The organism is Micromonospora sp. WMMD723, from assembly GCF_049863385.1.
GTDB classification, from domain to species: domain Bacteria; phylum Actinomycetota; class Actinomycetes; order Mycobacteriales; family Micromonosporaceae; genus Micromonospora; species Micromonospora wenchangensis.
This window is the reverse complement of record NZ_JBMKNR010000001.1, coordinates 1,276,609-1,301,200: the sequence shown is the minus strand read 5'-3', so window position 1 is coordinate 1,301,200 and position 24,592 is coordinate 1,276,609. Positions and strand designations below refer to the sequence as shown.

Here is a 24,592-nt window from a genome sequence, read left to right as displayed (position 1 = left end):
CCGTGCTCTTCCTCTCCTGGTCCCGGCCTGCTGCACCTGCCCGCCCGTCCGGGGCGGGGCCGTGACCCCGCCCCGGACGGCATTACTTGGCGGCGGCCTTGCGGGCGTTGGTGGTGGCGTCGGTCCAGCCCTGGGCGGGGTTGCGCTGACCCAGCTCGACGGTGCGCACGGCGTTCTCCACCTCGGTGCGGACGGCCTGGTTCTTGGGGCCCATGTAGACCGGCTTGAGGCTCTTCGCGCCGGCGGCGAAGATCTTGCCGACCGGGGCGTCGGAGAAGTACGCGTTCGTCGAGTTGACGATCGCCGGGTCGTCCAGCGCCTGCGGGGACGACGGCAGCGGCCCCTTCTCCTGGAACGCGCCGATCTGGCCCTTGGCGCTGGTCAGGAACTTGGCCAGTTCGATCGCCTCGGCCTGGTGCCGGCTCTGCTTCGGCACCGCCAGGTAGGAGCCGCCCCAGTTGCCGCCGCTGCCGGGCACCTGGGCGATGTCCCACTTGCCCTTGGCGTCCGGGCCGGCGTTGCCCTCGATCACGCCGGTCATCCAGGCCGGGCAGGCGATGGTGGCGAACTTGGCCTGCTTGAAGGCCGACACCCACTCCTCCGACCAGGCCCCGTACCGGCCGGAGAGGCCGGAGTCGATGATGTCGACGGTGGTGTCGTACGCCTGGCGTACCGCCGGGTTGCTGTCGACCACCAGCTTGTCGGTGGTGTCGTAGTAGCTGTAGCCGGTGGTGTTGCCGGCGGTCTGCAGCAGGATGGTGTTGAAGGTGTTGGTGGCGGCGTCCAGGAAGGCCGCGCCGGTGTTCCTGGCCTTGAACTGCTCGCCGACCCGCACGTAGTCGGCCCAGGTGGGCCAGAGCTTGGACACGGCCTCCCGGTCGGTGGGCAGGCCGGCGGCGGCGAAGAGGTCCTTGCGGTAGCAGATCGCCATCCCGCCGACGTCGGTGCCCAGGCCGATGAGCTGCTTGCCGTCGGCGGTCAGCCCGCCGTTCCACTTCCACTCCAGGAAGTTGCCCCTGAGGTCGGCGGCCCCGTGGTCGAGCAGGTTGACGAAGTTCTGCGGGTTGGCCTTGTACTCGACCAGCAGCCCCTCCTCGATGGCGACCACGTCACCGGCGCCCTTGCCGGCGGCGAGCCACTGGGTGAGCTTGGGGGAGTACTCGTCGAGGTTGCCGCCGGTGCCCCGCTCCACGATCTTGATGCCGGGGTGGTCGGCCTCGTACTGCCGGTAGAGCTTCTCGTAGCCGAACTGGCCGAACACGTCGACGGTCAGCGTGACCGGTCCGCCGTCGGCGGCCTCGTCGTCGCCGCCGCAGGCGGTGGTGCCGAGCAGCGCGGTGGTGGCCACCAGGGCGATCGCCGCGAGGCGGCGGCGGGAAAAGACACCCATGGGTCGGACCCCTCTCAGGTCGGGTGGTGGGGTGTGGACCTGCGTATGAGCGGGCCGTACGGGTCGTCGGCCCGGATTCGATCTCGGTGAGAGAGCGCTCTCACGACAGGGTGGTGGGTCGATGGACTCCTGTCAAGAGAGCGCTCTCTCGCACCGTCGCCGGACCGCAGCGCCGACCGCCCGGGCTACGTGGGGGACGCTGGGAGCAACCGACCCCGAGCTACGCCGGGAACGCCGGGAGCGGCCGTCCCGGCGGGGACGGCCGCTCCTCGGTACGCGGCGTGCGGTGGCGGGCGGGCGTCAGCCGACGCGCAGGCCCTCCAGCAGGGAACGGTCCCCCACCACCGCGAGGGTGTCGAAGCTGACCCGGCCCCACAGCGCCAGCAGCAGATCGCTGGCCGAGCCGGTGACCTGCACCCGGGCGTGGTGGTCGTCGTGTCCGAAGACCGTCGCGGTGTCCAGCAGGGCCACCCCCTCGCCGCGCATCCGCAGGTACCAGTCCTGGGCGGCGTCGGTCGCGGTCAGGTGCACCACCCCCTGCCACTGCCCCGAACCGCTGCGCCGACCCGCCGGCAGCCAGGTGTCCAGCACCTCGCTGACCCCGTCGGTGGCGAGCTTCGCCTCGATCGGGTCACCGGCGGCGATGGCGAGCTGGGCGTCCCACCGGTGCACCGCCGTCTCGTGCGCCATCCGCCGCGGCCAGAACCCGGCCTTCTTCGGCTGCGGCGCCCAGTTCCACGCCGGGGCTTCCGGGTCGAGCGCGTCGAACAGGGTCATCAGCTGGTCGTACTGGTGCTGCCAGAGCTGGAGGGGGGACACCCCGGCGGGCAGCTCGGCGGTGTCGTCGCGGCGGGCCGGCTGTGCGGTGTCACCGGCACCGGCGACGGAGTGCACCCAGTGGTAGAGGCCGGCCAGGTGCACGGTCAGGTCTGCCACCGTCCACCCCGGGCAGGACAGCACGGGTGTCTCCGGCGGGGCCTCGGCGACGGCCGCGGCGAACGCCGGGCCGTCGACCCGGAGCGCTCCCAACCAGAAGTCCTTCGTAGCGTGCAGTCTGCTCATCGCAATCCTCCCCGGGGTGACCCGGCGACCAGTGGGTGCCGCGGCTACCCCTCAGCCTAGGGTGAAAGGCGTGTCAGACGTCTACGCCAAACCGACAACGGACGCGCAACCCGCCGATCCGGCCGCCCTGGCGGAATACACCACCCTGCGGCTCGGTGGTCCCGCGGCCCGCTGCGTGGCCGCCACCAGCGCCGACGAGATCGTCCACCGGGTCCGTGCGGCGCACCGGCGCGACGAGCCGGTGCTGGTCCTCGCCGGCGGCAGCAACGTGGTCGTCGGGGACGCCGGCTTCCCCGGCACCGTCGTGCTGATCCGGTCGCGGGGCTTCGACGTGGTCGCCGAGGACCCCGACACCGTCACCGTACGCGTCGAGGCCGGCGAACCCTGGGACGACCTCGTCGCCGCCACCGTCGGCAACGGCTGGTCCGGCCTGGAGTGCCTCTCCGGCATCCCCGGCTCGGCCGGCGCCACCCCCATCCAGAACGTCGGCGCGTACGGCCAGGAGGTCGCCGAACGGATCACCGGTGTCCAGGTGTACGACCGCGCCGAGGACCGGCTCGCCACCGTCGCCGCCGCGGACTGCGGCTTCGCGTACCGGGGGAGCATCTTCAAGTACAGCGACCGCTGGGTGGTGCTCTCGGTCGACTTCCGGCTGGACCGCTCGCCGCTGTCCGGGCCGGTCCGCTACGCCGAGCTGGCCCGTTCGCTCGGCGTCGAGGTCGGTGACCGGGTGCCGCTGGCCGCCGCCCGGGACACGGTGCTGACCCTGCGCGCCGGTAAGGGCATGGTGCTCGACCCGACCGACCCGGACACCTGGTCGGTCGGCTCGTTCTTCACCAACCCGGTGCTCGACCGGGCGGCGTACGACCTGCTGCGCGAGCGCTCCGCCGACGTCGGCGAACCCCCCTCCTGGCCCTGCCCGGGTGACCTGGTGAAGGTCAGCGCCGCCTGGCTGATCGACAAGGCGGGCTTCGCCAAGGGCCACCCCGGGCCGGGCGGCACCGCCATCTCGGGCAAGCACACCCTGGCCCTGACCAACCACAGCGGCACCGCCCGGACCGCCGACCTGATCGCCCTCGCCCGGGAGATCCGCGACGGCGTGCACACCCGCTTCGCCGTCCCTCTCCATCCCGAACCCGTCCTCATCAACTGCACCCTCTAGGTGGGTGGGTCAGGTGGGGGCGATGGTGGGCCAGGGGAGGGTCAGCTCGCCGTGACGCCAGCGGTGGGGCCGGTCGAGGACGGGCCAGCCGGTGGACCGGAGGGTGCCGACGGCGGTCAGCCACCGTTGGCGGGGGCCGAACGGAGCCAGCCCGGCGGCCGCCTGCCAGGCGTCGTCCAGGGCGCGGAGCAGGGCGTGGATACGTTCGCCCGGCACGTTGCGGTGGATCAGCGCCTTCGGCAGACGCTCGGCCAGCCGGGCCGGGCTCTCCAGCGTGGTCAGCCGGGCGGCCAGGGTCAGCGTCCGGGGGCCGGTGGAGTCGATCAGCAGCCAGCCGGCCAGCCGGCCCAACTCGTCGCAGGTGCCCTCGACCAGCACCCCGCCCGGGGCGAGCCGGTCGGTGACCGTCCGCCAGGCGTCGGCGACCTCACTCTCGTCGTACTGGCGGAGCACGTTGAACGCCCGGACCACGGTGGGCCGCAACCCGGCCAGTTCGAAGCCGCCCCGGGCGAACGTCAACCCCGGCGGGTCGGCGGCCGGCGCGGCGGCGGCCACCCGTACCGGATCGATCTCCAGCCCGACCACCCGGACGTCGGCGCGGACCCGGGCGGCCAGCCGGTCGCGCAGCTCGACGGCGGTGACCGGGGTGGCGCCGTAACCGAGGTCCACCACCAGCGGGTCGGCGGCGGCCCGTAGCCGGTCGCCGCAGGTCTCGACGATCCAGTTGTCGACCCGGCGGAGCCGGTTCGGGTTCGTCGTCCCCCGGGTCACCAACCCCACCGGCCGCTGCCGACCCCGGTCAGCCATCCCGGGTCACGACCCGACCCGGTGCACCTTGTGCTGGGCGGCCTGGGCCAGCGGGCGGACCACCAGACGGTCCACGTTGACGTGGTGCGGGAGGGTGGCGCACCAGGCGACGCACTCGGCGACGTCGTCGGCGACCAGCGGCTGCGCCACCCCGGCGTAGGTGGCGTCGGCCTTCGCCGCGTCCCCGCCGAAGCGGTTCAGGCTGAACTCCTCCGTCCGGACCATCCCGGGGTCGATCTCGACCACCCGCACGGGCCGGCCGCACAGCTCCAGCCGCAGGGTGCCCGCCACGGCGGTCTGCGCGTGCTTGGCCGCGCTGTATCCGCCGCCGCCCTCGTAGACGGTGAAGCCGGCGGTGGACGAGACCACGACGACGGTGCCGGCACCGGAGCGTTCCAGGGCCGGCAGCAGGGCCTGGGTGACCCGCAGCGTGCCGAGCACGTTCACGTCGTACATCCACTGCCAGTCGGCGACCGAGCCGGTCTCCACCGGGTCCAGCCCACGCGCCCCGCCGGCGTTGTTGACCAGGACGGTGACCGGGCCGGGGGCGTCGGCGGCGGCGCGGGCCAGCCCGGCCACCGACTCGTCCGAGGTGACGTCGCAGGCCACTGCGGTGGCGCTGCCGCCGGCCGCCGCGATCTCGGCGACCAGACCGGCGAGCCGGTCGGTGCGGCGGGCGGCGGCGAGCACGTGGAAACCCTCGGCGGCGAGCCGGCGGGCGGTGGCCGCGCCGATCCCGCTGGACGCCCCGGTGACGATCGCGACAGAGGTCATCAGGCCATTCTCACCCCGGCGGCGTGACCGGCCGCTCCGGGCCCCGTGATGAGGTCCGTCACGCCCGCGACCCGGGGCGAGGCATTTCCGAAGCCCGATGGGGAAGATTGCATCCGGCGCGAAGGTTGTCCGAGGAGCGCCGGTCGTGCGGGACGGCATCAACCGTGACAGAAGGAGCGGACGTGGCGGATCAGCACACCGGTGTCGGTCGTCAGCGAGGTTCCCTGCCGTGGCCCCGGCCCCGCCGGATCGCCACCCTGTCGGTGCACACCTCACCGTTGCACCAACCGGGCACCGGCGACGCGGGCGGCATGAACGTCTACATCCTGGAGGTCGCCCGGCGGCTCGCCGAGGCGAACGTCGAGGTGGAGATCTTCACCCGGGCCACCTCCGGTGACCTGCCCCCGGTGGTGGAGATGGCCCCCGGGGTGCACGTCCGGCACGTCACCTCCGGCCCGCTGGAGGGGCTGACCAAGGAGGAGCTGCCCGGTCAGCTCTGTGCCTTCACCGCCGGGGTGCTGCGCGCCGAGGCGGCCCGCCCGCCTGGCCACTACGACCTGATCCACTCGCACTACTGGCTCTCCGGCCAGGTCGGCTGGCTGGCCAAGGAGCGCTGGGGGGTGCCGCTGGTGCACACCGCGCACACCCTGGCGAAGGTGAAGAACGCCCAGCTCGCCGCCGGTGACCGGCCGGAGCCGAAGGCCCGGGTGATCGGCGAGGAACAGGTGGTCGCCGAGGCCGACCGGCTGGTCGCGAACACCCGGGCGGAGGCCACCGACCTGATCGACAGGTACGCCGCCGACCCGGCCCGGGTGGTGGTCGTCGAACCGGGGGTGGACCTGGCACGGTTCCGGCCCGCCGCCGGGGACCGGGAGGTCGCCACCCGCGCCGCCCGTCGCCGGCTGGGCCTGCCCACCGACGGGTACGTCGTCGCGTTCGTCGGCCGGATCCAGCCGTTGAAGGCACCCGACGTGCTGGTCCGCGCGGTCGCCGCGTTGCGGGAACGCGACCCGGCCCTCGCCGACCAGGTGACCGTGGTGATCTGCGGCGGCCCGAGCGGCAGCGGCCTGGACCGGCCCACCTCCCTGATCGAGCTGGCCGGTTCGTTGGGGGTCGCCGACCGGGTGCGTTTCCTGCCACCGCGCACCGGGGACGACCTGCCCGCCCTCTACCGGGCGGCCGACCTGGTGGCGGTGCCCTCGCACAACGAGTCCTTCGGGCTGGTGGCCCTGGAGGCGCAGGCCTGCGGCACGCCGGTGGTCGCCGCCGCCGTGGGTGGCCTGGTCACCGCCGTCCGGGACCAGGTCAGCGGCGTGCTCGTGCACGGCCACGACCCGACCGACTGGGCCCGTACGCTGGCCCGGCTGCTGCCCGACCGGGCCGGCCGGGAGGCGCTGGGTCGGGGGGCGGCCCGGCACGCCCGCAGCTTCTCCTGGGAGCGCACCGTCTCCGGGCTGCTCGCCGTCTACGGCGAGGCGGTCACCGGGCACCGGGAGCGGCTGGCGGCCCGGCTGGCCGACGGTCCGGCGCTCACCGGCTCCTGGTGACCGGGTGCCCCGCCTCTCGTCGCCGGGTGGGGCGGCCACGGCGGCCGTAGAGTGGGGCCGATGAGCGCGAAGAGCGAGCTGGCGGCCCTGATCGAGGCGGTCTGCACCGAACGGGAACTGGACTGGGAAGCCACCGGCGAGGGCTCGTACGCGGTCACCCTGCCCGGCACCCACAAGCTCAAGACGATCTGCAACCTGATCGTCGGCGAGCACGCGTTGCGGGTCGAGGCGTTCGTGATGCGTCAGCCCGACGAGCGGCGCGAGGAGCTGTGGGCGTGGCTGCTGCAACGCAACGCCCGGATGTACGGGGTGGCGTTCTCGATCGACGCGGTCGGCGACGTCTACCTCACCGGGCGGGTCAACCCGTCCGCCGTCGACGCCGACGAGATGGACCGGCTGCTCGGTGCGGTGCTCAGCTACGCCGACGAGTCCTTCGACACGATGCTGGAGATCGGGTTCGGCAGTTCCATCCGCCGGGAGTGGGAGTGGCGGGTCAAGCGCGGCGAGTCGACCGCGAACCTGGCCGCCTTCGCCCACCTGTTCACCCCGTCCGCCGGAGGTTCGGACCGGTCCTGACGGGTATGCCGCAGCGCTGCGGCGCGGCAGTGTGGGACCCGCCGCAGGCCGAGGACGGACTGTCGAGGAGCGTGTCATGGCTCAGCGGAACAGCTCAGGTCGCGGCGCGACGGCGACCGGGACCACGCGTCAGGCCGGCAACCGGACCCCGAACACGCCGGGCATCTCCGAGTCGGAGATCTCCCGGATGAGGGTCGACGAGATCCGGGGTCAGTTGCGTCGGCGGGGGGTCTCCGGGATCTCCGCGTTGCGTAAGCCGGAACTGGTGAAGGCGCTCGCGCGGGCGTTGCGCGCGGAGGGCCGGGCCGGCGGTGCCGCCCGCCGCAGCACCGGCCCGTCCGGCCGGGCGCCCGCCCGCCGGAGCACGGCCGGGGCCGCGAAGGCCAACCCGTCGCGTACGCGGGCGAAGGCGACGCCGGCGAAGGCCGCCCGTGCCACGGGCGTGCGCACCGGCCGGTCCACCTCCCGTTCGGTACGGTCCGCGCAGCTCATCACCTCTCCGGCGGACCGTCCGGAACGTCCCGGGCGCAGCCTGGTGACCACCAACCACCAGGTGATCCGGAACTGGGCCGCAGCCCGGGGCGCCAAGCCGGCGACCATCGCCGGCACCGAGCGCGACGGCCGGCCGGGGGTGCTCACCTTCGACCTGCCGGGCTACCGGGAGAGCCGCCGGTTGCGGGTGGTGACCTGGGACGACTGGTTCCGGACGTTCGACTCGCGCAAGCTGAACCTGATCTTCCAGGAGCAGTTGCGGGACGGCCGGCCGAGCAACTTCTTCCGGACCGAGTCACCCGATCGGGAAGACGGCTGAGACGTTTGGCGGAATGGCTGCCGGGTAGCCGCGTGTTGGCAGTCACGGAGCCCGGAACAGGAGCACCGGAGCGGGGACGGTCGGTGTTGTGACCGGCGAGACAGTGCTCGAAGGTTGAATCCGGAATCCGGGCGAACTAACTTTATTGCACCGCGTCACGCTCGGAAACGTTCGGGGGAGCGGCGGATCGATCAGATCCGTGCACCGAGCGGGACGCAATCGGGTGGGTCACACCGTTGGGGGACGGTGCCACCCGGGAACCGGCGGCGCGAGCGGGCGACGCTTACGGGGGTGAGGGTCGCCCGCCGCCGCCGGGCAGGCGGTACGAGCGCCCACCGCGACCATCGGTCGCCGGTGGGCGCTCTGCCGTTTACCGGCCTCTTGTGCCGTTTCGGCCCTGTGCGGCCGATCCGGAGAGTTCGACCCGAGCGTCGGGGTGTCGCAGCACCTGGTGGAAGCAATCCCGGGTGGTTCGGGCGGTGGGCGTACTCAGGCGGGGGTGCGGGCCGTGACCGGCTCGGCGGGTGCGGTCCGCACCTTAGCCTCGGCCGACTGCGGGGGCGGCGGCCCGACGACGGTGACCGGCACGACGGGAACCTCGGGGCGGCGCAGGCTGGTCGCCCGGCGTTCCCGGGCCGGCCCGGAGAGCAGGTGGGCCAGCGCGGTCGCCACGCCGATCGCGGCGCAGCCCAGCCAGAGCGTGGCGTTGCCGGCGTGTTCACGCACCAGCCCGCCGAGCAGCGGGGCGACCGCCCCGGCCACCTGCCAGGACAGCGAGAAGACGCCCTGGTAGCGACCGCGCAGCTCGGCGGGGGAGAGTTCGGCGATCAGGGTGGCGTTGGACGGGGAGTTGAGCATCTCGCCGAGCGTCCAGATCAGCACGGTGAGCCCGAAGAACCAGGCGGCGTCGGCGAACGCGGTCAGCCCGAAGCCGACCCCCATCACCACCGAGGCGAGGGCGAGCACGTGCGACCGGCTCCGCCCCCGGATCAGCCGGGGGACGAAGAGTTGCCCCACCACGATCAGCACCCCGTTGAGCGCGATCACCGAGCCGTAGGTGGCGGGGGACAGGCCGGCGTCGCCCATCGCGATCGGCAGCATCGAGATGTGCTGGAGGAAGACCAGCGCGCCGAACAGGTTGAGCACGACGAAGCCCAGGAACACCCGGTCGGCGGCGATGGTGCGCAGCGCACCCACCCGGGGCGGGCCGCTCGTCGCACCCTTGACGGCGCTGGTCGCCGGGGCGCGGCGGGTCTCGCCGACCTTGACGAAGATGATCAGCGCGGTGACCAGGGTGGTGGCCGCGTCGACCACGAACAGCAGCAGGTAGCCGGCCTCGGCGGCGAGGCCGGCGAGCACGGCGGCGCAGGCGAAGCCCAGGTTGATCGCCCAGTAGTTGAGCGAGAACGCGCGGAGCCGGTCCCGCTCCGGCACCACGTCGATCATCATGGCCCCGAAGGCCGGCCGGGCGGCCTCGGCGAACGTGCCGAGCAGCAGCGCGCCCACCGCGACCGCCCAGAGCGGCCGGGCGAAGCCGAGCGTGAGCATCATGGTGGCCGCGCCCAGGTGGGCGGTGAGCAGGGTGGGCCGCCGCCCCCACCGGTCGACCAGGGTGCCGCCCACGGTGGTGCCGACCGCGCCGCCGACCCCCCACAGGCCCATCACCAGGCCGGCCTGGGCGGCCGAGAAGTGGCGGGCCTGGGTCAGGTAGATGGCGAGGAAGACCAGCACGAACGAGCCGAGCCGGTTGATCAGGGTGCCCGTCCAGAGGTACCAGAAGGTCCTCGGTAGCCCACCTGTGGTCTCCCGGAACCAACCCCGCACCGTCCGCACGCCCGCGCCCCCGCTCAGGTAATGACCACTGTCCTTGAAGCGCCTTACAACCTAGTTCCGGGGGCGGACACCGGTCATCCGTTTTTCCACGTGGTGGTCGTCACCACCACCGCCCGCGTGTCCCCGGACGCGGTGCGGCAGGATGATCGGCATGACTGCGAGCGAGGGGTCCACCGTCGGGACGCTGGTCCTGCTGCGGCACGGCGAGAGCGACTGGAACGCGAAGAACCTCTTCACCGGCTGGGTCGACGTCGACCTGACCGCCAAGGGTGAGGCGGAGGCGCGCCGCGGCGGCGAGCTGCTGCGCGAGCACGACCTGCTGCCGGACGTGGTGCACACCAGCGTGATGCGCCGGGCGATCCGCACCGCCGAGCTGGCGCTGAACGCCGCCGACCGGCACTGGATCGCGGTGCGCCGGTCGTGGCGGCTCAACGAGCGGCACTACGGCGCCCTGCAGGGCAAGAACAAGAAGCAGACCCTGGAGGAGTACGGCGAGGAGCAGTTCATGCTCTGGCGTCGCTCGTACGACACGCCGCCGCCGCCGATCGCCGACGACGACGATTTCTCCCAGGTCGGCGACCCGCGGTACGCGCTGCTGCCGACCGAGCTGATGCCGCGCACCGAGTGCCTCAAGGACGTCGTGGCGCGGATGCTCCCGTACTGGTACGACTCGATCGTGCCGGACATCCTCGCCGGCCGCACCGTGCTGGTGGCGGCGCACGGCAACTCGCTGCGTGCCCTGGTCAAGCACCTCGACCAGATCTCCGACGAGGCGATCGCCAAGCTGAACATCCCCACCGGCATCCCGCTGCGCTACGACCTCGACCCGCAGCTGCGCCCGCTCGCCCTGGGCGGCACCTACCTCGACCCGGCCGCCGCCAAGGAGGCGGCTGCCGCCGTCGCCAACCAGGGCCGCTGAGTTGACGCAGGGCTCCCGACCCGGCGACCTCCGCCGGGTCGGGAGCCCTGTCCCGTCGTCGGGCGGTGCGGGTCAGCCGGCGGCGGGGGTGGTCTCCCCGGTGATCAGGTAGACCACCCGCTCGCCGGCGTTGACCGCGTGGTCGGCGAACCGCTCGTAGAACCGGCCGAGCAGGGTGGCGTCGATGGCGGTCTCCACCCCGTACGGCCACCCGTCGCCGAGCAGGATGCCGAACAGGCTCTTGTGCAGGTCGTCCATGACGTCGTCGTCGCGGTCCAGTTCGGCGGCGATGTCGGCGTCGGGGGTGGCCAGCACCTTGCCGATCTTCTCGGCCATCCGGTCGGCGACCGAGGCCATGTCGGTGAAGACGGGCCGCAGCTCGGCCGGCACCGCCGGGGAGGGGTGCCGGCGCAGCGCGGTCTTGGCCACGTGGTCGGCCAGGTCGCCCATCCGCTCCAGGTCGGCCGCGACGTGCAGGGCGGTGATCATCGCGCGCAGGTCGGAGGCGACCGGCGCCTGGCGGGCGAGCAGGTCGCAGACCCGCTCCTCGACGTGCTGGTAGAGGTCGTCGATCTCGGCGTCCCGCGCGATCACGGCCTCGGACGCCTCGCGGTCGGCGGTCAGCAGGCCGCGGGTGGCCTGGCGCATCGCGGCGCGTACGCCGTCGGCCATGTCCACCAGCAGTTGGCTGACGATCTGCAGGTCGGCCCGGAACTCGTCGCGCATCGTCACTTCCTGGGGTCGGTGCCGCCGGTGGTCGCGGGGACCGCTGGCGTACGGGTTGAGCAGGTGCGCGACCCACCGTAGGCGGGGGTGACGGGAGCCCAGATGAACCCGGATGAACGACGCGGGGCCCGGGAGTGAATTTCTGCCAAAGCGAGTGTGTTTCGTCCTGTTATGGGCGATAGCCAGGTTAACAATGACCCTACGATCGCCGGGTGGAATGGGCGGTGGCGATCGTGGTGGCCCTGGTGACCGGACTGGTCGCCGGGCTGCTGCTGGCGCGGCCCGTCCAGACCTGGCGACGCCGCGCGGCGTCGTCCGGGGGCGAGGGCCCCCACGGGAACCTGGGGAGGCGTGCGATTCCCGACGACCAGTCCGGCGGGCTGACCGGGCTCGGCCGCAAGACCATCGACTCGCTGCGCGCCGGTGTCGTGGTGCTCGGCCCGGACGACGTTCCGGTGCTGGTGAACCCGGCCGCACGGGCGATGGGACTGCTCCGTACCGGCGCCACCCCCGGCTCCATCGCGGCCCACCCGCTGATCCGTACCCTCGCCGGGCAGGTCCGGCGGACCGGGGTGCGACGCGAAATCGAGCTGGACCTGCCCCGTGGCCGCGACAACGCCGGGGAGAACCCGCTCGGCGTGCACCTGCGGGCGATGGGCATCGGCGGCGGGTACATCGCCGTCGAAGCCGCCGACGTGACCGAGTCGCACCGGCTGGCCCGGGTCCGGCGGGACTTCGTGGCCAACGTCAGCCACGAGCTGAAGACCCCGATCGGGGCGCTGCAACTGCTCGCCGAGGCGCTCGTCGACGCCACCGAGCCGGCCGACGGCGCACCCGACCTCTCCGAGGACATGCTGGCCGCCCGCCGGTTCGCCGAACGCATCCAGCACGAGTCGACCCGGCTCGGCCGGCTGGTGCAGGAACTGCTGGAGCTGACCCGGCTCCAGGGCGCCGAGCCGCAACCCGCGCCGGAACCCGTCGCGGTCGACTGGGTGATCGCCGAGGTGCTCGACCGGACCCGCACCTCGGCCACCGCCCGCCGGGTCCAGGTGGTCACCGAAGGGCAGCGGGGCCTGACCGCGTACGGCAGCGACAGCCAGCTCGCCACCGCCGTGTCCAACCTGGTGGAGAACGCGATCACCTACTCCGGCGAGGACACCACCGTGCGGGTCGTCACCCGGGCCGACGACGACCACGTCACGGTCTCCGTCACCGACCAGGGCATCGGCATCGCCCCCACCGACGTCGACCGGATCTTCGAGCGGTTCTACCGGGCCGACCAGGCCCGCTCCCGCGCCACCGGTGGCACCGGCCTCGGCCTGGCCATCGTCAAACACATCGCCAGCAACCATGGCGGCCGGGTGGAGGTGGCGAGCACCCTGGGTGGGGGGTCGACGTTCACCCTCCGGCTACCCGCCAGCCCTCCGGACGCCCTGGAGTCGCTACTGCCGTCCGCTGGTATCGAGCCCGGCCCGACCGACCCTGCGCCGGGCCTGACCGTAGGAAAGGAAACACCCCGTTGAGCCGCGTACTGGTGGTCGAGGACGAGGAGTCGTTCTCCGACGCCCTGTCGTACATGCTCCGCAAGGAGGGTTTCGAGGTCTCCGTCGCCGCGACGGGCACCTCCGCCCTCACCGAGTTCGACCGGACCGGCGCGGACATCGTGCTGCTCGACCTGATGCTCCCGGAGATGTCCGGGACCGAGGTCTGCCGGCAGCTGCGGCAGCGCTCGCACGTGCCGATCATCATGGTGACCGCCCGGGACAGTGAGATCGACAAGGTGGTCGGGCTGGAGATCGGCGCCGACGACTACGTCACCAAGCCGTACTCGCCCCGGGAGCTGGTGGCCCGGATCCGGGCGGTGCTGCGCCGGCAGAGCCCCGAGGTGACCGAGTCGGGGGCCCCGACGCTGGCCGCCGGCCCGGTCCGGATGGACATCGAGCGGCACGTGGTCACCGTCGACGGGGCCGCCGTGCAGCTTCCGCTCAAGGAGTTCGAGCTGCTGGAACTGCTGCTGCGCAACGCGGGCCGGGTGCTCACCCGGGGGCAGCTCATCGACCGGGTCTGGGGAGCCGACTACGTCGGGGACACCAAGACCCTCGACGTGCACGTCAAGCGGCTGCGTTCCAAGATCGAACCGGAGCCGTCCGCGCCCCGGTTCATCGTCACCGTGCGCGGGCTGGGCTACAAGTTCGAGCCGTAGGCCGGCGCACCGTTCACCCCTGCGGGCTGGCCGGGTGCGGGGCGATCTGACCCTGGCCCAGCCGGGCCGCGCACAGCTCGGCCAGCCTGGCGTACGCGGGCGCGCCGACCAGCGCGGTCAGCTCCGGGCCGTACGACAGGTACATCGGCTCGGTGCCGACGTGCGCGTCGGTCGACGAGGTGCACCACCAGTCCAGGTCGTGCCCGCCGGAGCCCCAGCCCCGCCTGTCGAACTCGGCGAGCGTCGACACCAGCACCTTCGTGTCGTCGGGGCGGGTGGTCCACTCCTGGTCCCGGCGGATCGGCAGCTGCCAGCAGACGTCCGGCTTGTACTCCAGCGGGTGCACGCCGTCGCGCAGCGCCTGGCCGTGCAGCGCGCACCCGCCGCCGCCGGGGAAGTCGGCGTCGTTGAGGAACACGCACGGCGCGTCCTCGCCCCGGGTGGCGGTCCGTCGGGCCGGGTTCTCGCCGTCGATCGTGTCGGTCGCGGTCCAGTTCTTCGTACCCTTGCGGAAGTGCTGCCAGGTCTGCGGGGTGAGCCGCTTGACGGCCGCCCGGACCCGCTTCTCGTCGTCGGTGTCGGTGAAGAACGCGCCGTGCGAGCAGCAGCCGTCGGCGGCCCGGCCGGCGACGATGCCGTGGCAGCCCCGGCCGAACACGCACGTCCAGCGGGACAGCAGCCAGGTGAGGTCGGCGCGCACCAGGTGCCGCTCGTCGGCCGGGTCGACGAACTCGATCCACTCCCGGGGGAAGTCCAGCCCGACCTCCCGGCTGCGGGGGTCGTCGGGGGCGTCCACCAGCACGTGCAGCTCCACCTGGCTCGTCACCCGGCCCAGCGTACGCGTGAGTGAACCCGCCGGCCGGCGTGCCGTCGAAACGTGGTGGCCCTAGGGTCTTCCCATGCGGCTGGGTGTGCTCGACGTCGGTTCCAACACGGTCCATCTGCTGGTGGTCGACGCCCACCACGGCGCTCACCCGTGGGCCGCGCACTCCGAGAAGGTGGTGCTGCGGCTGGCCGAGCAGATCGGCCCCGACGGCGCACTCACCCGGGCCGGTGCCGACGGGCTGGTCGAGGCGGTCGGGGCGGCCCGCGCGTCGGCCACCGCGCTGGCCGCCGACGACCTGCTGGCCTTCGCGACCAGCGCGGTGCGCGACGCCACCAACGCGGCCGAGGTGCTGACCCGGGTCCGCGAGGAGACCGGCGTACGGCTGGAGGTGCTCTCCGGGGCGGACGAGGCGCGGGCGACGTTCCTCGCGGTCCGGCGCTGGTTCGGCTGGTCGGCGGGACGGCTGCTGGCGATGGACATCGGCGGTGGCTCGCTGGAGCTGGCCGCCGGCATCGACGAGGACCCGGAGGTGGCGGTGTCGCTGCCGCTGGGCGCCGGCCGGCTGAGCCGGGAACGGCTGCACGTCGACCCGTCCGGGGCGACCCCACCGACCGCCGAGGCCGTCGAGGAGTTACGGGAGTACGTCGACGCGCAGCTCGACCCGGTGGTGGAGAAGCTGGCCGGGGTGGGCTGGGAGCGGCCGGTCGCCACCTCGAAGACCTTCCGGACGCTGGCCCGGCTGGCCGGGGCGGCCCCCTCCTCGGCGGGCCTGTGGGCGCGGCGCAGCCTCACCCGCACGGGGCTGCGGCAGGTGCTGGGGTTCGTCAGGCACATCCCGCCGGCCCAGCTGCCCGAGCTGGAGGGGGTGAGTGCCGGCCGGGCCCACCAGCTGCTGGCCGGCGCGGTGGTGGCCGAGGCGGTGCTGCGCCGGCTCGACGTGCCGGCGGTGGACATCTGCCCGTGGGCGCTGCGTGAGGGCGTCATCCTCAGACGGTTGGATCAGCTCGAACCGATGTGACGTACGCCGGTCGTTGCGCGGCTTTTGCGGTTGCTCGTCCGGAACTGTGGTGGCGGGCCGGGCTACCCTCGGGGATGTGACTTCCCGCGTCCCGGTGCTCCTGTCCAGTTCCTCGGTCTTTCCTGAGCGGACCGCGGCGGCGTTCCAGCTCGCCGCGGCACTCGGCTACGACGGGGTCGAGGTGATGGTCTGGACCGACGCGGTCAGCCAGGACGCCGGGGCGTTGCGCGGCCTCGCCGAGCACTACGGCGTCCCGGTGCTGTCGGTGCACGCCCCCTGCCTGCTGGTCACCCAGCGGGTGTGGAGCCCCGACCCGTGGGAGCGGCTGCGGCGGGCCGCCGAGCTGGCCGACACGCTGGAGGCACCCACCGTGGTGGTGCACCCGCCGTTCACCTGGCAGCGCGACTACGCCCGCAACTTCGCCGACGGGCTGCGCACCGTCGCCGACCGGTTCACCGGGCTGCACTTCGCGGTGGAGAACATGTACCCGGTGCGGATGGCCGGCCGGCAGTTCGTACCGTACGTGCCCGGCTGGGACCCGACCGAGGTCGGCTACCCCGCGTACACCCTCGACCTGTCGCACTGCGCCGCGTCGCACAGCGACCCGCTGGCGATGGCCGACCGGATGGGCACCGGCCTGGCCCACGTCCACCTCGGCGACGGCACCGGGGAGGGCCGCGACGAGCACCTGGTGCCCGGCCGGGGCACCCAGCCCTGCGCCGAGCTGCTGCGGTCCCTGGCCGGACGCGGTTTCACCGGCTCGGTCGCCGTGGAGGTGACCACCCGGGGTGCCAGGAGCCGCGCCGTCCGCGAGGCCGACCTCCGCGAATCCCTGGCCTTCGCCCGCGCCCACCTCACCGCCCCCACCCCCCTCAACGCCTGACCCCTGACCCCCGCCCCCGCTCCGCTTCTCCCGCTCCGCCCCGCCCGCTCTGCCTCCGGTGATCAAGAGGTTTGCGTCATGTGCGGGCGTGAATCTGACGCGAACCTCTTGATCACCGAGGCGGTACGGCACGGCGGCGGGGCAGGGAGATGGCGGGGTGGGGGAGCGCGGGGGAGGGGTCAGGGGACCGGGGTGAGGGTGGGCTGTTCGGCGGCGCGCTTGCGGGCGCGGTGGGCGGCCACGTGGGAGCGGGTGGCGCAGCGCTCCGAGCAGAACCGGCGGCAGCAGTTCGACGAGGTGTCCAGGTAGACGTTGCCGCAACGTTCGTCGGCGCAGACCCCGAACCGGGCGCTGCCGTACTCGCAGAGCCACACCGACAGGCCCCACGCCGCGCCGGCCAGGTATTCGGCGCTGACCGACGCGCCCCGGCTGGTCACGTGCATGTGCCAGTCGCTGGAATCGTGGCCCGAGATGCGCGGCTGCACCGGGAACGCCTCCAGCAGCGCGTTCAGTTCGGCCACCGCCTGGGCGTCCCGCCCCGAGGTGCCGTACTCGAAGACGTCGCGCAACCGCTTCTGCGCCCGTCGGAAGACCGCCAGGTCCCGGTCGGCCACCTCGTCGCGCATCCACGCGTTCTCGTCCGGAATGAGGGCCCGCAGGTCGTCGAGGTCGTCCAGGTGGGCGTTGACGAGGTCAACCCCGGTCCTGGCGTACGCGTCGAAGTTCACCCGACCAACGGTAGACGACTCACGCGGCACGCGGCGCGTCGATGTAGTGCGGCAGGAAGCGCGCGTAACCGTCGGTGATCAGACTCTCGCTCTCCCGGATGCCGACGCCTGCCGACTCGCCGTCGACGATCCAGCTACCCAGCACCATTCGGCCCCCGTCGAACTGCGGCAACGGCCGGAACTCCTGATAGCAGAAGCCCTCGTCGCCATAGATCCCGGGATTGCTGATCTCCGTGTCGCCGGTCACGATGCGTACCGAGCCACCCTCCCGGCCGAGCAGCGGCTTCGCCACGTACTCAGGCATCCCGCGCGGCGAGTCCAGGTACGCCGGCAGCAGCAGCTCGTGCCCCGGGTACAGCTCCCAGAGCACGGCCAGCAGCGCCTTGTTCGACAGCAGCAGCTTCCAGGCCGGTTCGATCCAGGTGGTCGGGGTGCCCGGCTCCAGCGCCGGTCGGCCGTACGGCTCGGCCAGCATCCACTCCCACGGGTAGAGCTTGAAGCAGGTGGTGACCGGCCGGTCGGCGGCGTCGACGAAGCGCCGGCCGTCCCAGCCGACGTGCTGGATCGGCAGCAGGGTCACGTCCAGCCCGGCCTGCCGGGCCGTCTCGGCCAGGTAGCCGGCGGTGATCTGGTCCTCGCCGGACTCCTCCTCGTTGGACCAGCACACGTGCACCCGCCGGTCGTGCAGCCCCGCCCCGATCTTGGCCCACGCCCCGACCAGCCGTTCGTGCAGGCTGTTCCACTGGTCGGCGTCGGGCCGGGTGTCCTCCAGCCAGTACCACTGCACGATGCTCGCCTCGACCAGTGCGGTCGGGGTGTCGGCGTTGTACTCCAGCAGCTTCGGCGGCCACGAGCCGTCGTAGGCGAGGTCGAACCGGCCGTACAGGGTGGGTGGGCGCTCGTGCAGCGACCGGGCGACCGCCTGCGCCGCCCACGCGGGGATGCCGAACTCGGCGTACCGGTTGCGGGCCACCACGTGCTCGGCGGCGGCCACCGACATCCGGTGCAGCTCCTCGGTCGCCTCCTCCAGCCGCAGCACCTCGTCGAGGTCGAAGGCGTACGCGGCGGACTCGTCCCAGTACGACATGATCTCGCCGTCGGGCAGCTCGGTGTCGACGTACACCAGGCCCTGGGTACGGATCACCGCGTCGGAGTCCGGTCGGGGGGTGACCCGCTCCCGGCGCACCGTCAGCCGCCGCAGGAGGCGAGATGGGTGCCGAAACCGCCGCGCTCCGGCAGCGCGCCGGCCACCGGGTCGGGCGCGGCGGCCCGGGGGTCGATGCCGACGGTCGGCACCTGCATGGCGAGCGCCACGGTGTCCCCGCCACCGACCGGCCCGAGGGCGCAGTCGTCATCGTCGTCGTCGGAGGTGAGGTTGCAGCCGGAGAGGGCGAGTGCCAGCGCGGTGAGCGCGCCGAGCTGCACGGAGGCCGACCGCAGCCGGCGGCGGGGGTGTCGTTCCACGTTCATGGTTGTAACTGATCCACGCCAGCCGCGCGTCCCCTGACCGGCCCGCTGCCGTGGCCGGAACCGGTCCGCCCCGCCGCCGGGCGCGGCCGTACGGTCGGGCGTTACGCTCGGCTCATGCTCCGTTCCGTCATCCTCGCCGCCTCCCGGTCATCCCAGGTCGAGCGGCTCGTCGCGACGGCCCCGTTCACCCGGGACGTCGTCCGCCGGTTCGTCGCCGGCACCGGCACCGACGACGCGTTGCGCGCCACCCGCGAACTCGTCGCCGACGGCCTGACGGTCACCCTCGACAACCTCGGCGAGGACACCGTCACCCCCGACCAGGCCACCGCCACCCGGGACGAGTACCTCGCCCTGCTGCGCGCGCTCGACGCCGCCGGGCTCACCCCGGCCGCCGAGGTGAGCGTGAAGCTCTCCGCCCTCGGTCAGCGCTTCGACGAGCAGTTGGCCTACGACAACGCGCGGGCGATCTGCGTGGCGGCCGACGAGGCGGGCACCACGGTGACCCTGGACATGGAGGACCACACCACCACCGACTCGACCCTGGACACGCTGGTCAAGCTGCGCAAGGACCACCCGTCGACCGGGGCGGTGCTGCAGGCTTACCTGCGGCGCACCGAGTCGGACTGCCGGGAGTTGGCGGGTGCCGGGTCGCGGGTCCGGTTGTGCAAGGGCGCGTACGCCGAGCCGGAGTCGGTGGCGTACCAGTCGGCCCGCGAGGTGGACAAGTCGTACGTGCGCTGCCTCAACGTGCTGATGTCCGGGGCGGGCTACCCGATGCTGGCCACCCATGACCCGCGCCTGATCGCCATCGGCGAGGACCGGGCCCGCTGGTTCGACCGGGGGCCCGGCGAGTTCGAGTTCCAGATGCTGTACGGCATCCGCCCCGAGGAGCAGGCCCGGCTGGCCGGCGAGGGCTACACGGTGCGCACCTACCTGCCGTACGGGGAGGACTGGTACGGCTACCTGATGCGCCGCCTCGCCGAGCGCCCCGCGAACCTGGTCTTCTTCGGCCGGGCCCTGGCCTCGAAGAAGTAGGCCACCGGGGAACAGCAGGTCACGACCGGGTGAACGACGCCTGGAGCGTGATCAGTTGTGGGAAGGGATCGCGCAGGTCACAGCCGCCCCGCTACCGTACTGGTAACACGCGCGTTGCCGGCCCGTTCGGGAGCTCCGTCGGGTGGCGCGCGCCGGGCATGGGATGGGTCGGGTGAGCCATGGCCGGGTCGCAGTCCTCCGACGGTCGGCTGTCGGACGTCAGGTTCCTCACGGTCGCCGAGGTCGCCTCGGTGATGCGGGTCTCCAAGATGACGGTCTACCGCCTGGTGCACAGCGGTGAACTCACCGCCGTGCGGGTGGGCCGGTCGTTCCGGGTGCCCGAGCACGCGGTGCACGACTATCTGCGGGGGGCGTTCCAGGAGACCGCCTGACCGCGCCGATCGCGACGTAACGGGCATCGACGGGGGCGCGTTGGTCCTGCTGACGCTCTCCGGCTACCCTGGAGCCCGATCTGACCGTGCGCCGGTGCGCCCCGACGCCACCAGGCTGGTCCAGGTCCGTTGTCCGTAAAGCGGCCACCGGCGTCACCATCTCGACGCCGAGGGTCCGTCCCGAACGTTGCATTGAAAGGCTGTCGTATGGGCTCGGTGGTCAAGAAGCGTCGCAAGCGCATGGCTAAGAAGAAGCACCGCAAGCTGCTGCGCAAGACCCGCGTCCAGCGTCGCCGTCTCGGCAAGTGACCGACGCCGGGTCACCCCCGGCGTCCGGTACCACTTGCCAACTGTCGACCCCCGGAGGCTCAGGTGATCAGGCCGCGGACATCCCGGCTCGATCTCCCCTGCCGGTCAGGGCGTGCACGATGACCCCCGGTGGCACCCCAGGTGCTCCGGGGGTCGTCGTCGTGACCGGGGTCGGTCGCTACCTCGGCGCGCACGTCGCCGCCCGGCTCGCCGCCGATCCCCGGATCGACCGGGTGATCGGCATCGACCCGGCCACCCCCGCCCCCGAGTTCGCCGGCCTGCTCGACGGGGTGGAACGCGTCCGGCTGGACCTCGACTCGCTCGGCGGCCTGCTGGCCGACCTCGACGTCGCCGCCGTGGTCCACCTCGCCCTGGTCACCGCCCCCGACCCGCAGCACGGCGGTCGGGGGGCGATGAAGGAACAGAACGTCATCGGCACCATGCAGCTGCTCGCCGCCTGCCAGCGGGCGCCCCGGCTGCGCAAGCTGGTGGTCCGGTCGTCGACCGCCGCCTATGGCGCGTCGTTCCGCGACCCGGCGGTCTTCACCGAGGAGACCGAGCCCCGCGAGGTGCCGCGCGGCGGTTTCGGCCGCGACATCCTCGACATCGAGGGGTACGTGCGCGGCTTCCGCCGCCGTCGGCCCGACGTGACCGCGACGGTGCTGCGGTTCGCCCCGTTCATCGGCTCCACCGCCGACACCACGCTCACCCGCTACTTCTCCCGGCCGGTGGTGCCCACCGTCTTCGGCCGTGACCCCCGGCTCCAGTTCGTGCACTTCGACGACGCACTGGAGGTGCTGCACCGGTCCGTCGCCGAGGACCACCCGGGCACGTACAACGTGGCCGGGCCGGGGGTGCTCTCGCTGTCCCAGGCGATCCGCCGGGCCGGCCGGGTGGCCGTACCGGTGTGGGAGCCGGGGCTGTCCGGGGCCGCCGCGATCGCCCGTAACCTCGGCTTCGGCCGCTACGGCCTCGACCAGGTCGACCTGATCGTGCACGGCCGGGTGGTCGACACCCGCCGACTGACCCGGGAGTACGGCTTCACCCCGCGTACCACGGCGGCGGCGTTCGACGACTTCATCCGGGCCCATCACGGCGGGGTGGTGGTCACCCCGGACCGGCTCGCCTCCGCCGAGCAGGCGGTGCTGGAGAGCATCCGGCAGGTCCGCTCTGCCGTCCGGGACCGTACGTGACCGCGCAGAACGGCCATCGTCGGCTCACCACGCCACCCGCCCCCGCCTCGCGCAACGGGTCGGGCCCCGATCCGACCGTCCCCGCGACGACCCGCCCCACCCCGGCCGCCTCCACCCCGACCGCCTCCGGCCCGGCCGCCTCCGGCCCGGCCGGTGGGCGCTCGCCGGGGGTGGAGCGGCCCGGTGACCAGTGGGACCGCCGGGTCGCCTCCGGGCTGGCGTTCCTGCGCCGCCGCCTGTCCGGCCAGTACGAGGTGGACGAGTTCGGCTTCGACCCGGAGCTGACCGGGACGGTCTTCCACCCGCTGCTGCGGCTGCTCTACCGCGACTGGTTCCGTACCGAGGTCACCGGCCTGGAACACGTGCCCGCCGACGGTGCCGGCCTGGTGGTCGGCAACCACTCCGGCACGGTGGCCCTGGACGCGCTGATCCTCTCCGCGGCCCTGCACGACCAGCATCCCGCCCACCGCTACCTGCGGCTGCTCGGCGCGGACCTGGTCTTCCGGATGCCCGTCGTCTCCGAGTTGGCCCGCAAGACCGGCGGTACGGTCGCCTGCAACCCGGACGCCGAGCGGCTGCTCGGCAACGGCGAGCTGGTGGGCGTCTTCCCGGAGGGGTTCAAGGGCATCGGCAAGCTCTACTCCGACCGCTACAAGCTGCAACGCTTCGGGCGGGGCGGGTTCGTCTCGGCGGCGTTGCGCACCGGCACCCCGATCGTCCCGGTCGCCATCGTCGGCGGCGAGGAGATCTATCCGATGCTCGCCGACATCAAGCCGCTGGCCCGGCTGCTCAAGCTGCCCTACTTCCCGGTCACCCCGACGTTCCCGTGGCTGGGGCCGCTGGGCATGGTGCCGCTGCCGAGCAAGTGGCTGATCGAGTTCTGCCCGCCGATCCCGACCGCGCACCTGACCGACTCGGCCGACGACCCGCTGGTCGTGTTCAACCTCGCCGACCAGGTCCGGGAGACCATCCAGCAGACCCTGCACCAGCTGCTGGAACGCCGCCCCGACCCGTTCGGCCCCTGACCGCTCCCCGCCCCCGGTGCCCGGACGACGCGGGTGGCCCGGGTCAGGCCGGGCGGCGGCGTCGGTGCAGTGCCCGACCGGCGGAGACCGCGCCGGCCAGCAGCCCGAGCGCGGCCGTCGACGGTACGGCGATCCGCGCGGCCCGACGACCGGTGCGGAAGTCCCGCACCTCCCAGCCCCGTTCCCGGGCCACCCGCAGCAACGCGCCGTCCGGGTTGACCGCCACCGCGCGTCCCACCGTGGTGAGCATCGGCAGGTCGTTGCTGGAGTCGCTGTAGGCGGTGCAGCGGGGAAGGTCGAGCCCCTCGACCGTGGCGAGCTGGGTGACCGCCTCGGCCTTGGCCGGCCCGTGCATCAGCTCGCCCACCAGCCGACCGGTGTACGCCCCGTCGACCACCTCGGCGACGGTGCCGATCGCGCCGGTCAGGCCGAGTCGGGCGGCGATCACCCGGCCGATCTCCACCGGTGCGGCGCTGACCAGCCAGACCCGCTGCCCGGTGTCGAGGTGCCGCTGCGCGAGCCGACGGGTGCCGGCCCAGATCCGGGGCGCCATCAACTCGTCGAAGATCTCCTCGGCGAGCCGTTCGACGTCACCGACCCGCCAGCCCTCGACGAAGGCGAGGGCGGCCTGCCGGGCCTGTGACATGTCGCCGGCGTGCTCGGTGGCCAGCACCCGGTACCGGGTCTGCTGCCAGGCGAACCGGGCCAGGTCGCCGGTGGTGAAGTAGCGACGGGCGGCGAGCCCCCGGGCGAACCAGTAGATCGACGCGCCGCGCATCATCGTGTTGTCGACGTCGAAGAACGCGGCGGCGCGGGGGTCGGTCGGCGTGGGCCCGACGGCCGTCGCGTCCGCCCATCCGGTGGTGTGTCCGTGGGCGTCGGTGCTGACCGTGACCCTTCGGGTGCCGGCCATGGCACCTCCCCTCCGACGAGCGACCCTGCATGATCGAGCCTAGTCCGGGCGCGGACCGTGGCCGGCCGGTCGGCGCGGGAAGTGTGGCGTGCGGCTCCGTCGCCGTCAGCGGTCGGTCGGGCAGGTGCCGGGCACCGGGCCGAGGGCGTCGCTGCCGACCGGGGCGGGCAGTGCGCAGGCGAGCGCGGTACGCAGCGCGTCGGAGCGCCGGCGGATGGCGTCGAGCAGGGCGAGGGACTGCCTGGTGCGTTCCCGTTCGGCGGAGCCGGCCCCGTCCAGCAGGCCGCCGACCGCCCGGCGTTGCCCGCTGACGAAGGTGTTCACCGCGTCCAGCGCGGCCGGATCGCCGTGCTGCACTGCACCGCCGGTGAGCAGTCGTACGCCCTGGCGGGTGTCGGCGTCCATGTCGTCGAGGACCGCGTCGAACCCGGTGGCGTCGTCGCGGAGCGTGGCCGCCTCGTCGAGCCGGGTCCGGGCGAAGTCGAGGAAGAGCTGCCCCCGGCTGACGTCCGAGCTGGCCAGGGCGAGCTGGGCGCGTTCGGTGGAGCGCTTCATGCCGTACAGGGCGTCGCCAGGCACCGCGTTCTCGCTGGCGGCCGAGATGCCGGAGACGGCGACCGCACCGGCCGCGATGCCGACCAGGATCGCGCCCCGGGCCCGGGCCCGTCGGGCGGTCGCCCCGCCGAGCAGGGAGCCCCGGCCGGTGGCCTGCGACGTGCCGTCGGTGACCGGTTCGGTGGCGTGTTCGCGTTCGGCGGCGGCCACCAGCATGGCCCGCAGGCCGGCGCGGAACTCGACGTCCACCTGGACGTCGGGTCGTTCGGCGACGAGCCGCTGCCCGACCGCCACGAGCCTGGTGAGCTGGGCGTCGGCGCGGGACCGGACGTGGTGGCGTCGGCCGCCGTTGGCCTCGTCGAGAAGCTGGGCGAAGCGTACGGCCCGACGACGGGAGAAAAGGTCGCTGTCCACCGCAGGCACCCCCTCTCGCTG

The 24,592-nt window shown here is 73.2% G+C and carries 26 protein-coding genes; 14 read left to right on the top strand and 12 right to left on the bottom strand.

Going from position 1 to position 24,592, the window contains the following annotated elements; translation table 11 throughout:
* Window positions 1-82 precede the first annotated feature (82 nt).
* Both ACN261_RS05940 and ACN261_RS05935 read right to left on the bottom strand, forming a co-directional pair.
* A complete protein-coding gene (locus ACN261_RS05940; RefSeq protein WP_425848802.1) occupies window positions 83-1,390 on the bottom strand; it encodes an ABC transporter substrate-binding protein in 1,308 nt (435 codons plus the stop codon).
* 300 nt (window positions 1,391-1,690) lie between these two features.
* Complete coding sequence (locus ACN261_RS05935) at window positions 1,691-2,452, bottom strand: maleylpyruvate isomerase family mycothiol-dependent enzyme (RefSeq protein WP_421484332.1); 762 nt, start codon at window positions 2,450-2,452, stop codon at window positions 1,691-1,693.
* A 70-nt stretch (window positions 2,453-2,522) separates the two neighbouring features.
* Between ACN261_RS05935 and ACN261_RS05930 the strand changes: the two genes are divergently transcribed.
* Window positions 2,523-3,614 (top strand): UDP-N-acetylmuramate dehydrogenase, encoded by a 1,092-nt coding sequence (locus tag ACN261_RS05930; protein WP_421484331.1) that lies wholly within the window; start codon window positions 2,523-2,525, stop codon window positions 3,612-3,614.
* Between the two features lie 9 nt (window positions 3,615-3,623).
* Here ACN261_RS05930 and ACN261_RS05925 read toward each other — a convergent pair whose 3' ends face one another.
* Window positions 3,624-4,421 (bottom strand): class I SAM-dependent methyltransferase, encoded by a 798-nt coding sequence (locus ACN261_RS05925; RefSeq protein WP_421484330.1) that lies wholly within the window; start codon window positions 4,419-4,421, stop codon window positions 3,624-3,626.
* Between the two features lie 6 nt (window positions 4,422-4,427).
* A complete protein-coding gene (locus ACN261_RS05920) occupies window positions 4,428-5,195 on the bottom strand; it encodes an SDR family oxidoreductase (protein WP_363650757.1) in 768 nt (255 codons plus the stop codon).
* Window positions 5,196-5,377: 182 nt separating this feature from the next.
* Here ACN261_RS05920 and mshA point away from each other — a divergent pair, with 182 nt between their 5' ends.
* The 3 genes from mshA (at window position 5,378) to ACN261_RS05905 (ending at window position 8,129) form a co-directional block, all read left to right on the top strand.
* Window positions 5,378-6,742, top strand: coding sequence for a D-inositol-3-phosphate glycosyltransferase (gene mshA / locus ACN261_RS05915; protein ID WP_421484329.1), 1,365 nt, complete (start codon window positions 5,378-5,380; stop codon window positions 6,740-6,742).
* Window positions 6,743-6,802: 60 nt separating this feature from the next.
* Window positions 6,803-7,318, top strand: a complete 516-nt coding sequence (locus tag ACN261_RS05910) for a YbjN domain-containing protein (protein WP_425848797.1) — start codon at window positions 6,803-6,805, stop codon at window positions 7,316-7,318.
* A gap of 76 nt (window positions 7,319-7,394) precedes the next feature.
* Window positions 7,395-8,129: a hypothetical protein gene (locus ACN261_RS05905; RefSeq protein WP_421484328.1), complete on the top strand. Its 735-nt coding sequence runs from the start codon at window positions 7,395-7,397 to the stop codon at window positions 8,127-8,129.
* 489 nt (window positions 8,130-8,618) lie between these two features.
* Here the strand turns inward: ACN261_RS05905 and ACN261_RS05900 are convergent, their stop codons facing one another.
* A complete protein-coding gene (locus tag ACN261_RS05900; protein ID WP_425848795.1) occupies window positions 8,619-9,962 on the bottom strand; it encodes an MDR family MFS transporter in 1,344 nt (447 codons plus the stop codon).
* 151 nt (window positions 9,963-10,113) lie between these two features.
* Here ACN261_RS05900 and ACN261_RS05895 point away from each other — a divergent pair, with 151 nt between their 5' ends.
* A complete protein-coding gene (locus ACN261_RS05895) occupies window positions 10,114-10,881 on the top strand; it encodes a phosphoglyceromutase (protein ID WP_421484326.1) in 768 nt (255 codons plus the stop codon).
* Between the two features lie 72 nt (window positions 10,882-10,953).
* Here ACN261_RS05895 and phoU read toward each other — a convergent pair whose 3' ends face one another.
* A complete protein-coding gene (phoU, locus tag ACN261_RS05890) occupies window positions 10,954-11,607 on the bottom strand; it encodes a phosphate signaling complex protein PhoU (protein WP_421484325.1) in 654 nt (217 codons plus the stop codon).
* A gap of 212 nt (window positions 11,608-11,819) precedes the next feature.
* On the opposite strand from phoU, the gene ACN261_RS05885 reads away from it, so the two are divergent.
* Window positions 11,820-13,130, top strand: coding sequence for a sensor histidine kinase (locus tag ACN261_RS05885; protein WP_421484324.1), 1,311 nt, complete (start codon window positions 11,820-11,822; stop codon window positions 13,128-13,130).
* The gene (locus ACN261_RS05880; protein WP_067314784.1) at window positions 13,127-13,810 is read left to right on the top strand and encodes a response regulator transcription factor; all 684 of its coding nucleotides are present in this window, start codon (window positions 13,127-13,129) and stop codon (window positions 13,808-13,810) included. Before ACN261_RS05885 ends, ACN261_RS05880 begins: the two co-directional genes overlap by 4 nt.
* A 13-nt stretch (window positions 13,811-13,823) precedes the next feature.
* Here ACN261_RS05880 and ACN261_RS05875 read toward each other — a convergent pair whose 3' ends face one another.
* The gene (locus tag ACN261_RS05875; protein WP_421484323.1) at window positions 13,824-14,636 is read right to left on the bottom strand and encodes a hypothetical protein; all 813 of its coding nucleotides are present in this window, start codon (window positions 14,634-14,636) and stop codon (window positions 13,824-13,826) included.
* A gap of 73 nt (window positions 14,637-14,709) precedes the next feature.
* Between ACN261_RS05875 and ACN261_RS05870 the strand changes: the two genes are divergently transcribed.
* Both ACN261_RS05870 and ACN261_RS05865 read left to right on the top strand, forming a co-directional pair.
* Complete coding sequence (locus tag ACN261_RS05870; protein WP_421484322.1) at window positions 14,710-15,654, top strand: Ppx/GppA phosphatase family protein; 945 nt, start codon at window positions 14,710-14,712, stop codon at window positions 15,652-15,654.
* Window positions 15,655-15,730: 76 nt separating this feature from the next.
* Window positions 15,731-16,537 (top strand): sugar phosphate isomerase/epimerase family protein, encoded by an 807-nt coding sequence (locus ACN261_RS05865; protein WP_357763754.1) that lies wholly within the window; start codon window positions 15,731-15,733, stop codon window positions 16,535-16,537.
* 179 nt (window positions 16,538-16,716) lie between these two features.
* Here ACN261_RS05865 and ACN261_RS05860 read toward each other — a convergent pair whose 3' ends face one another.
* Genes ACN261_RS05860 through ACN261_RS05850 form a run of 3 tightly spaced genes read right to left on the bottom strand, consistent with a single transcriptional unit; the run spans window position 16,717 to window position 18,735 of the window.
* Window positions 16,717-17,265, bottom strand: a complete 549-nt coding sequence (locus ACN261_RS05860; RefSeq protein WP_088646103.1) for a CGNR zinc finger domain-containing protein — start codon at window positions 17,263-17,265, stop codon at window positions 16,717-16,719.
* A gap of 19 nt (window positions 17,266-17,284) precedes the next feature.
* Complete coding sequence (locus ACN261_RS05855; RefSeq protein WP_421484321.1) at window positions 17,285-18,451, bottom strand: glutathionylspermidine synthase family protein; 1,167 nt, start codon at window positions 18,449-18,451, stop codon at window positions 17,285-17,287.
* Window positions 18,452-18,453: 2 nt separating this feature from the next.
* The gene (locus ACN261_RS05850) at window positions 18,454-18,735 is read right to left on the bottom strand and encodes a hypothetical protein (RefSeq protein ID WP_232377627.1); all 282 of its coding nucleotides are present in this window, start codon (window positions 18,733-18,735) and stop codon (window positions 18,454-18,456) included.
* Window positions 18,736-18,849: 114 nt separating this feature from the next.
* Here ACN261_RS05850 and ACN261_RS05845 point away from each other — a divergent pair, with 114 nt between their 5' ends.
* From ACN261_RS05845 to ACN261_RS05825, 5 genes are all read left to right on the top strand, one after another.
* Window positions 18,850-19,770: a proline dehydrogenase family protein gene (locus ACN261_RS05845; RefSeq protein ID WP_204924770.1), complete on the top strand. Its 921-nt coding sequence runs from the start codon at window positions 18,850-18,852 to the stop codon at window positions 19,768-19,770.
* Window positions 19,771-19,949: 179 nt separating this feature from the next.
* Window positions 19,950-20,162 (top strand): helix-turn-helix domain-containing protein, encoded by a 213-nt coding sequence (locus tag ACN261_RS05840; protein WP_088646105.1) that lies wholly within the window; start codon window positions 19,950-19,952, stop codon window positions 20,160-20,162.
* Between the two features lie 207 nt (window positions 20,163-20,369).
* Window positions 20,370-20,471 (top strand): 30S ribosomal protein bS22, encoded by a 102-nt coding sequence (locus tag ACN261_RS05835; protein WP_007465623.1) that lies wholly within the window; start codon window positions 20,370-20,372, stop codon window positions 20,469-20,471.
* Between the two features lie 119 nt (window positions 20,472-20,590).
* Window positions 20,591-21,664 (top strand): NAD-dependent epimerase/dehydratase family protein, encoded by a 1,074-nt coding sequence (locus ACN261_RS05830; protein ID WP_425848788.1) that lies wholly within the window; start codon window positions 20,591-20,593, stop codon window positions 21,662-21,664.
* Between the two features lie 170 nt (window positions 21,665-21,834).
* Entirely contained in the window at window positions 21,835-22,689 is an 855-nt protein-coding gene (locus ACN261_RS05825) for a lysophospholipid acyltransferase family protein (protein ID WP_363651102.1), read from the top strand.
* 43 nt (window positions 22,690-22,732) lie between these two features.
* On the opposite strand, the gene ACN261_RS05820 is transcribed toward ACN261_RS05825, so the two are convergent.
* Both ACN261_RS05820 and ACN261_RS05815 read right to left on the bottom strand, forming a co-directional pair.
* The gene (locus tag ACN261_RS05820) at window positions 22,733-23,602 is read right to left on the bottom strand and encodes an HAD family hydrolase (protein ID WP_421484319.1); all 870 of its coding nucleotides are present in this window, start codon (window positions 23,600-23,602) and stop codon (window positions 22,733-22,735) included.
* 105 nt (window positions 23,603-23,707) lie between these two features.
* On the bottom strand, window positions 23,708-24,571 hold the full coding sequence (locus ACN261_RS05815) for a DUF5667 domain-containing protein (RefSeq protein ID WP_421484318.1): 864 nt from the start codon (window positions 24,569-24,571) through the stop codon (window positions 23,708-23,710).
* Window positions 24,572-24,592 lie beyond the last annotated feature (21 nt).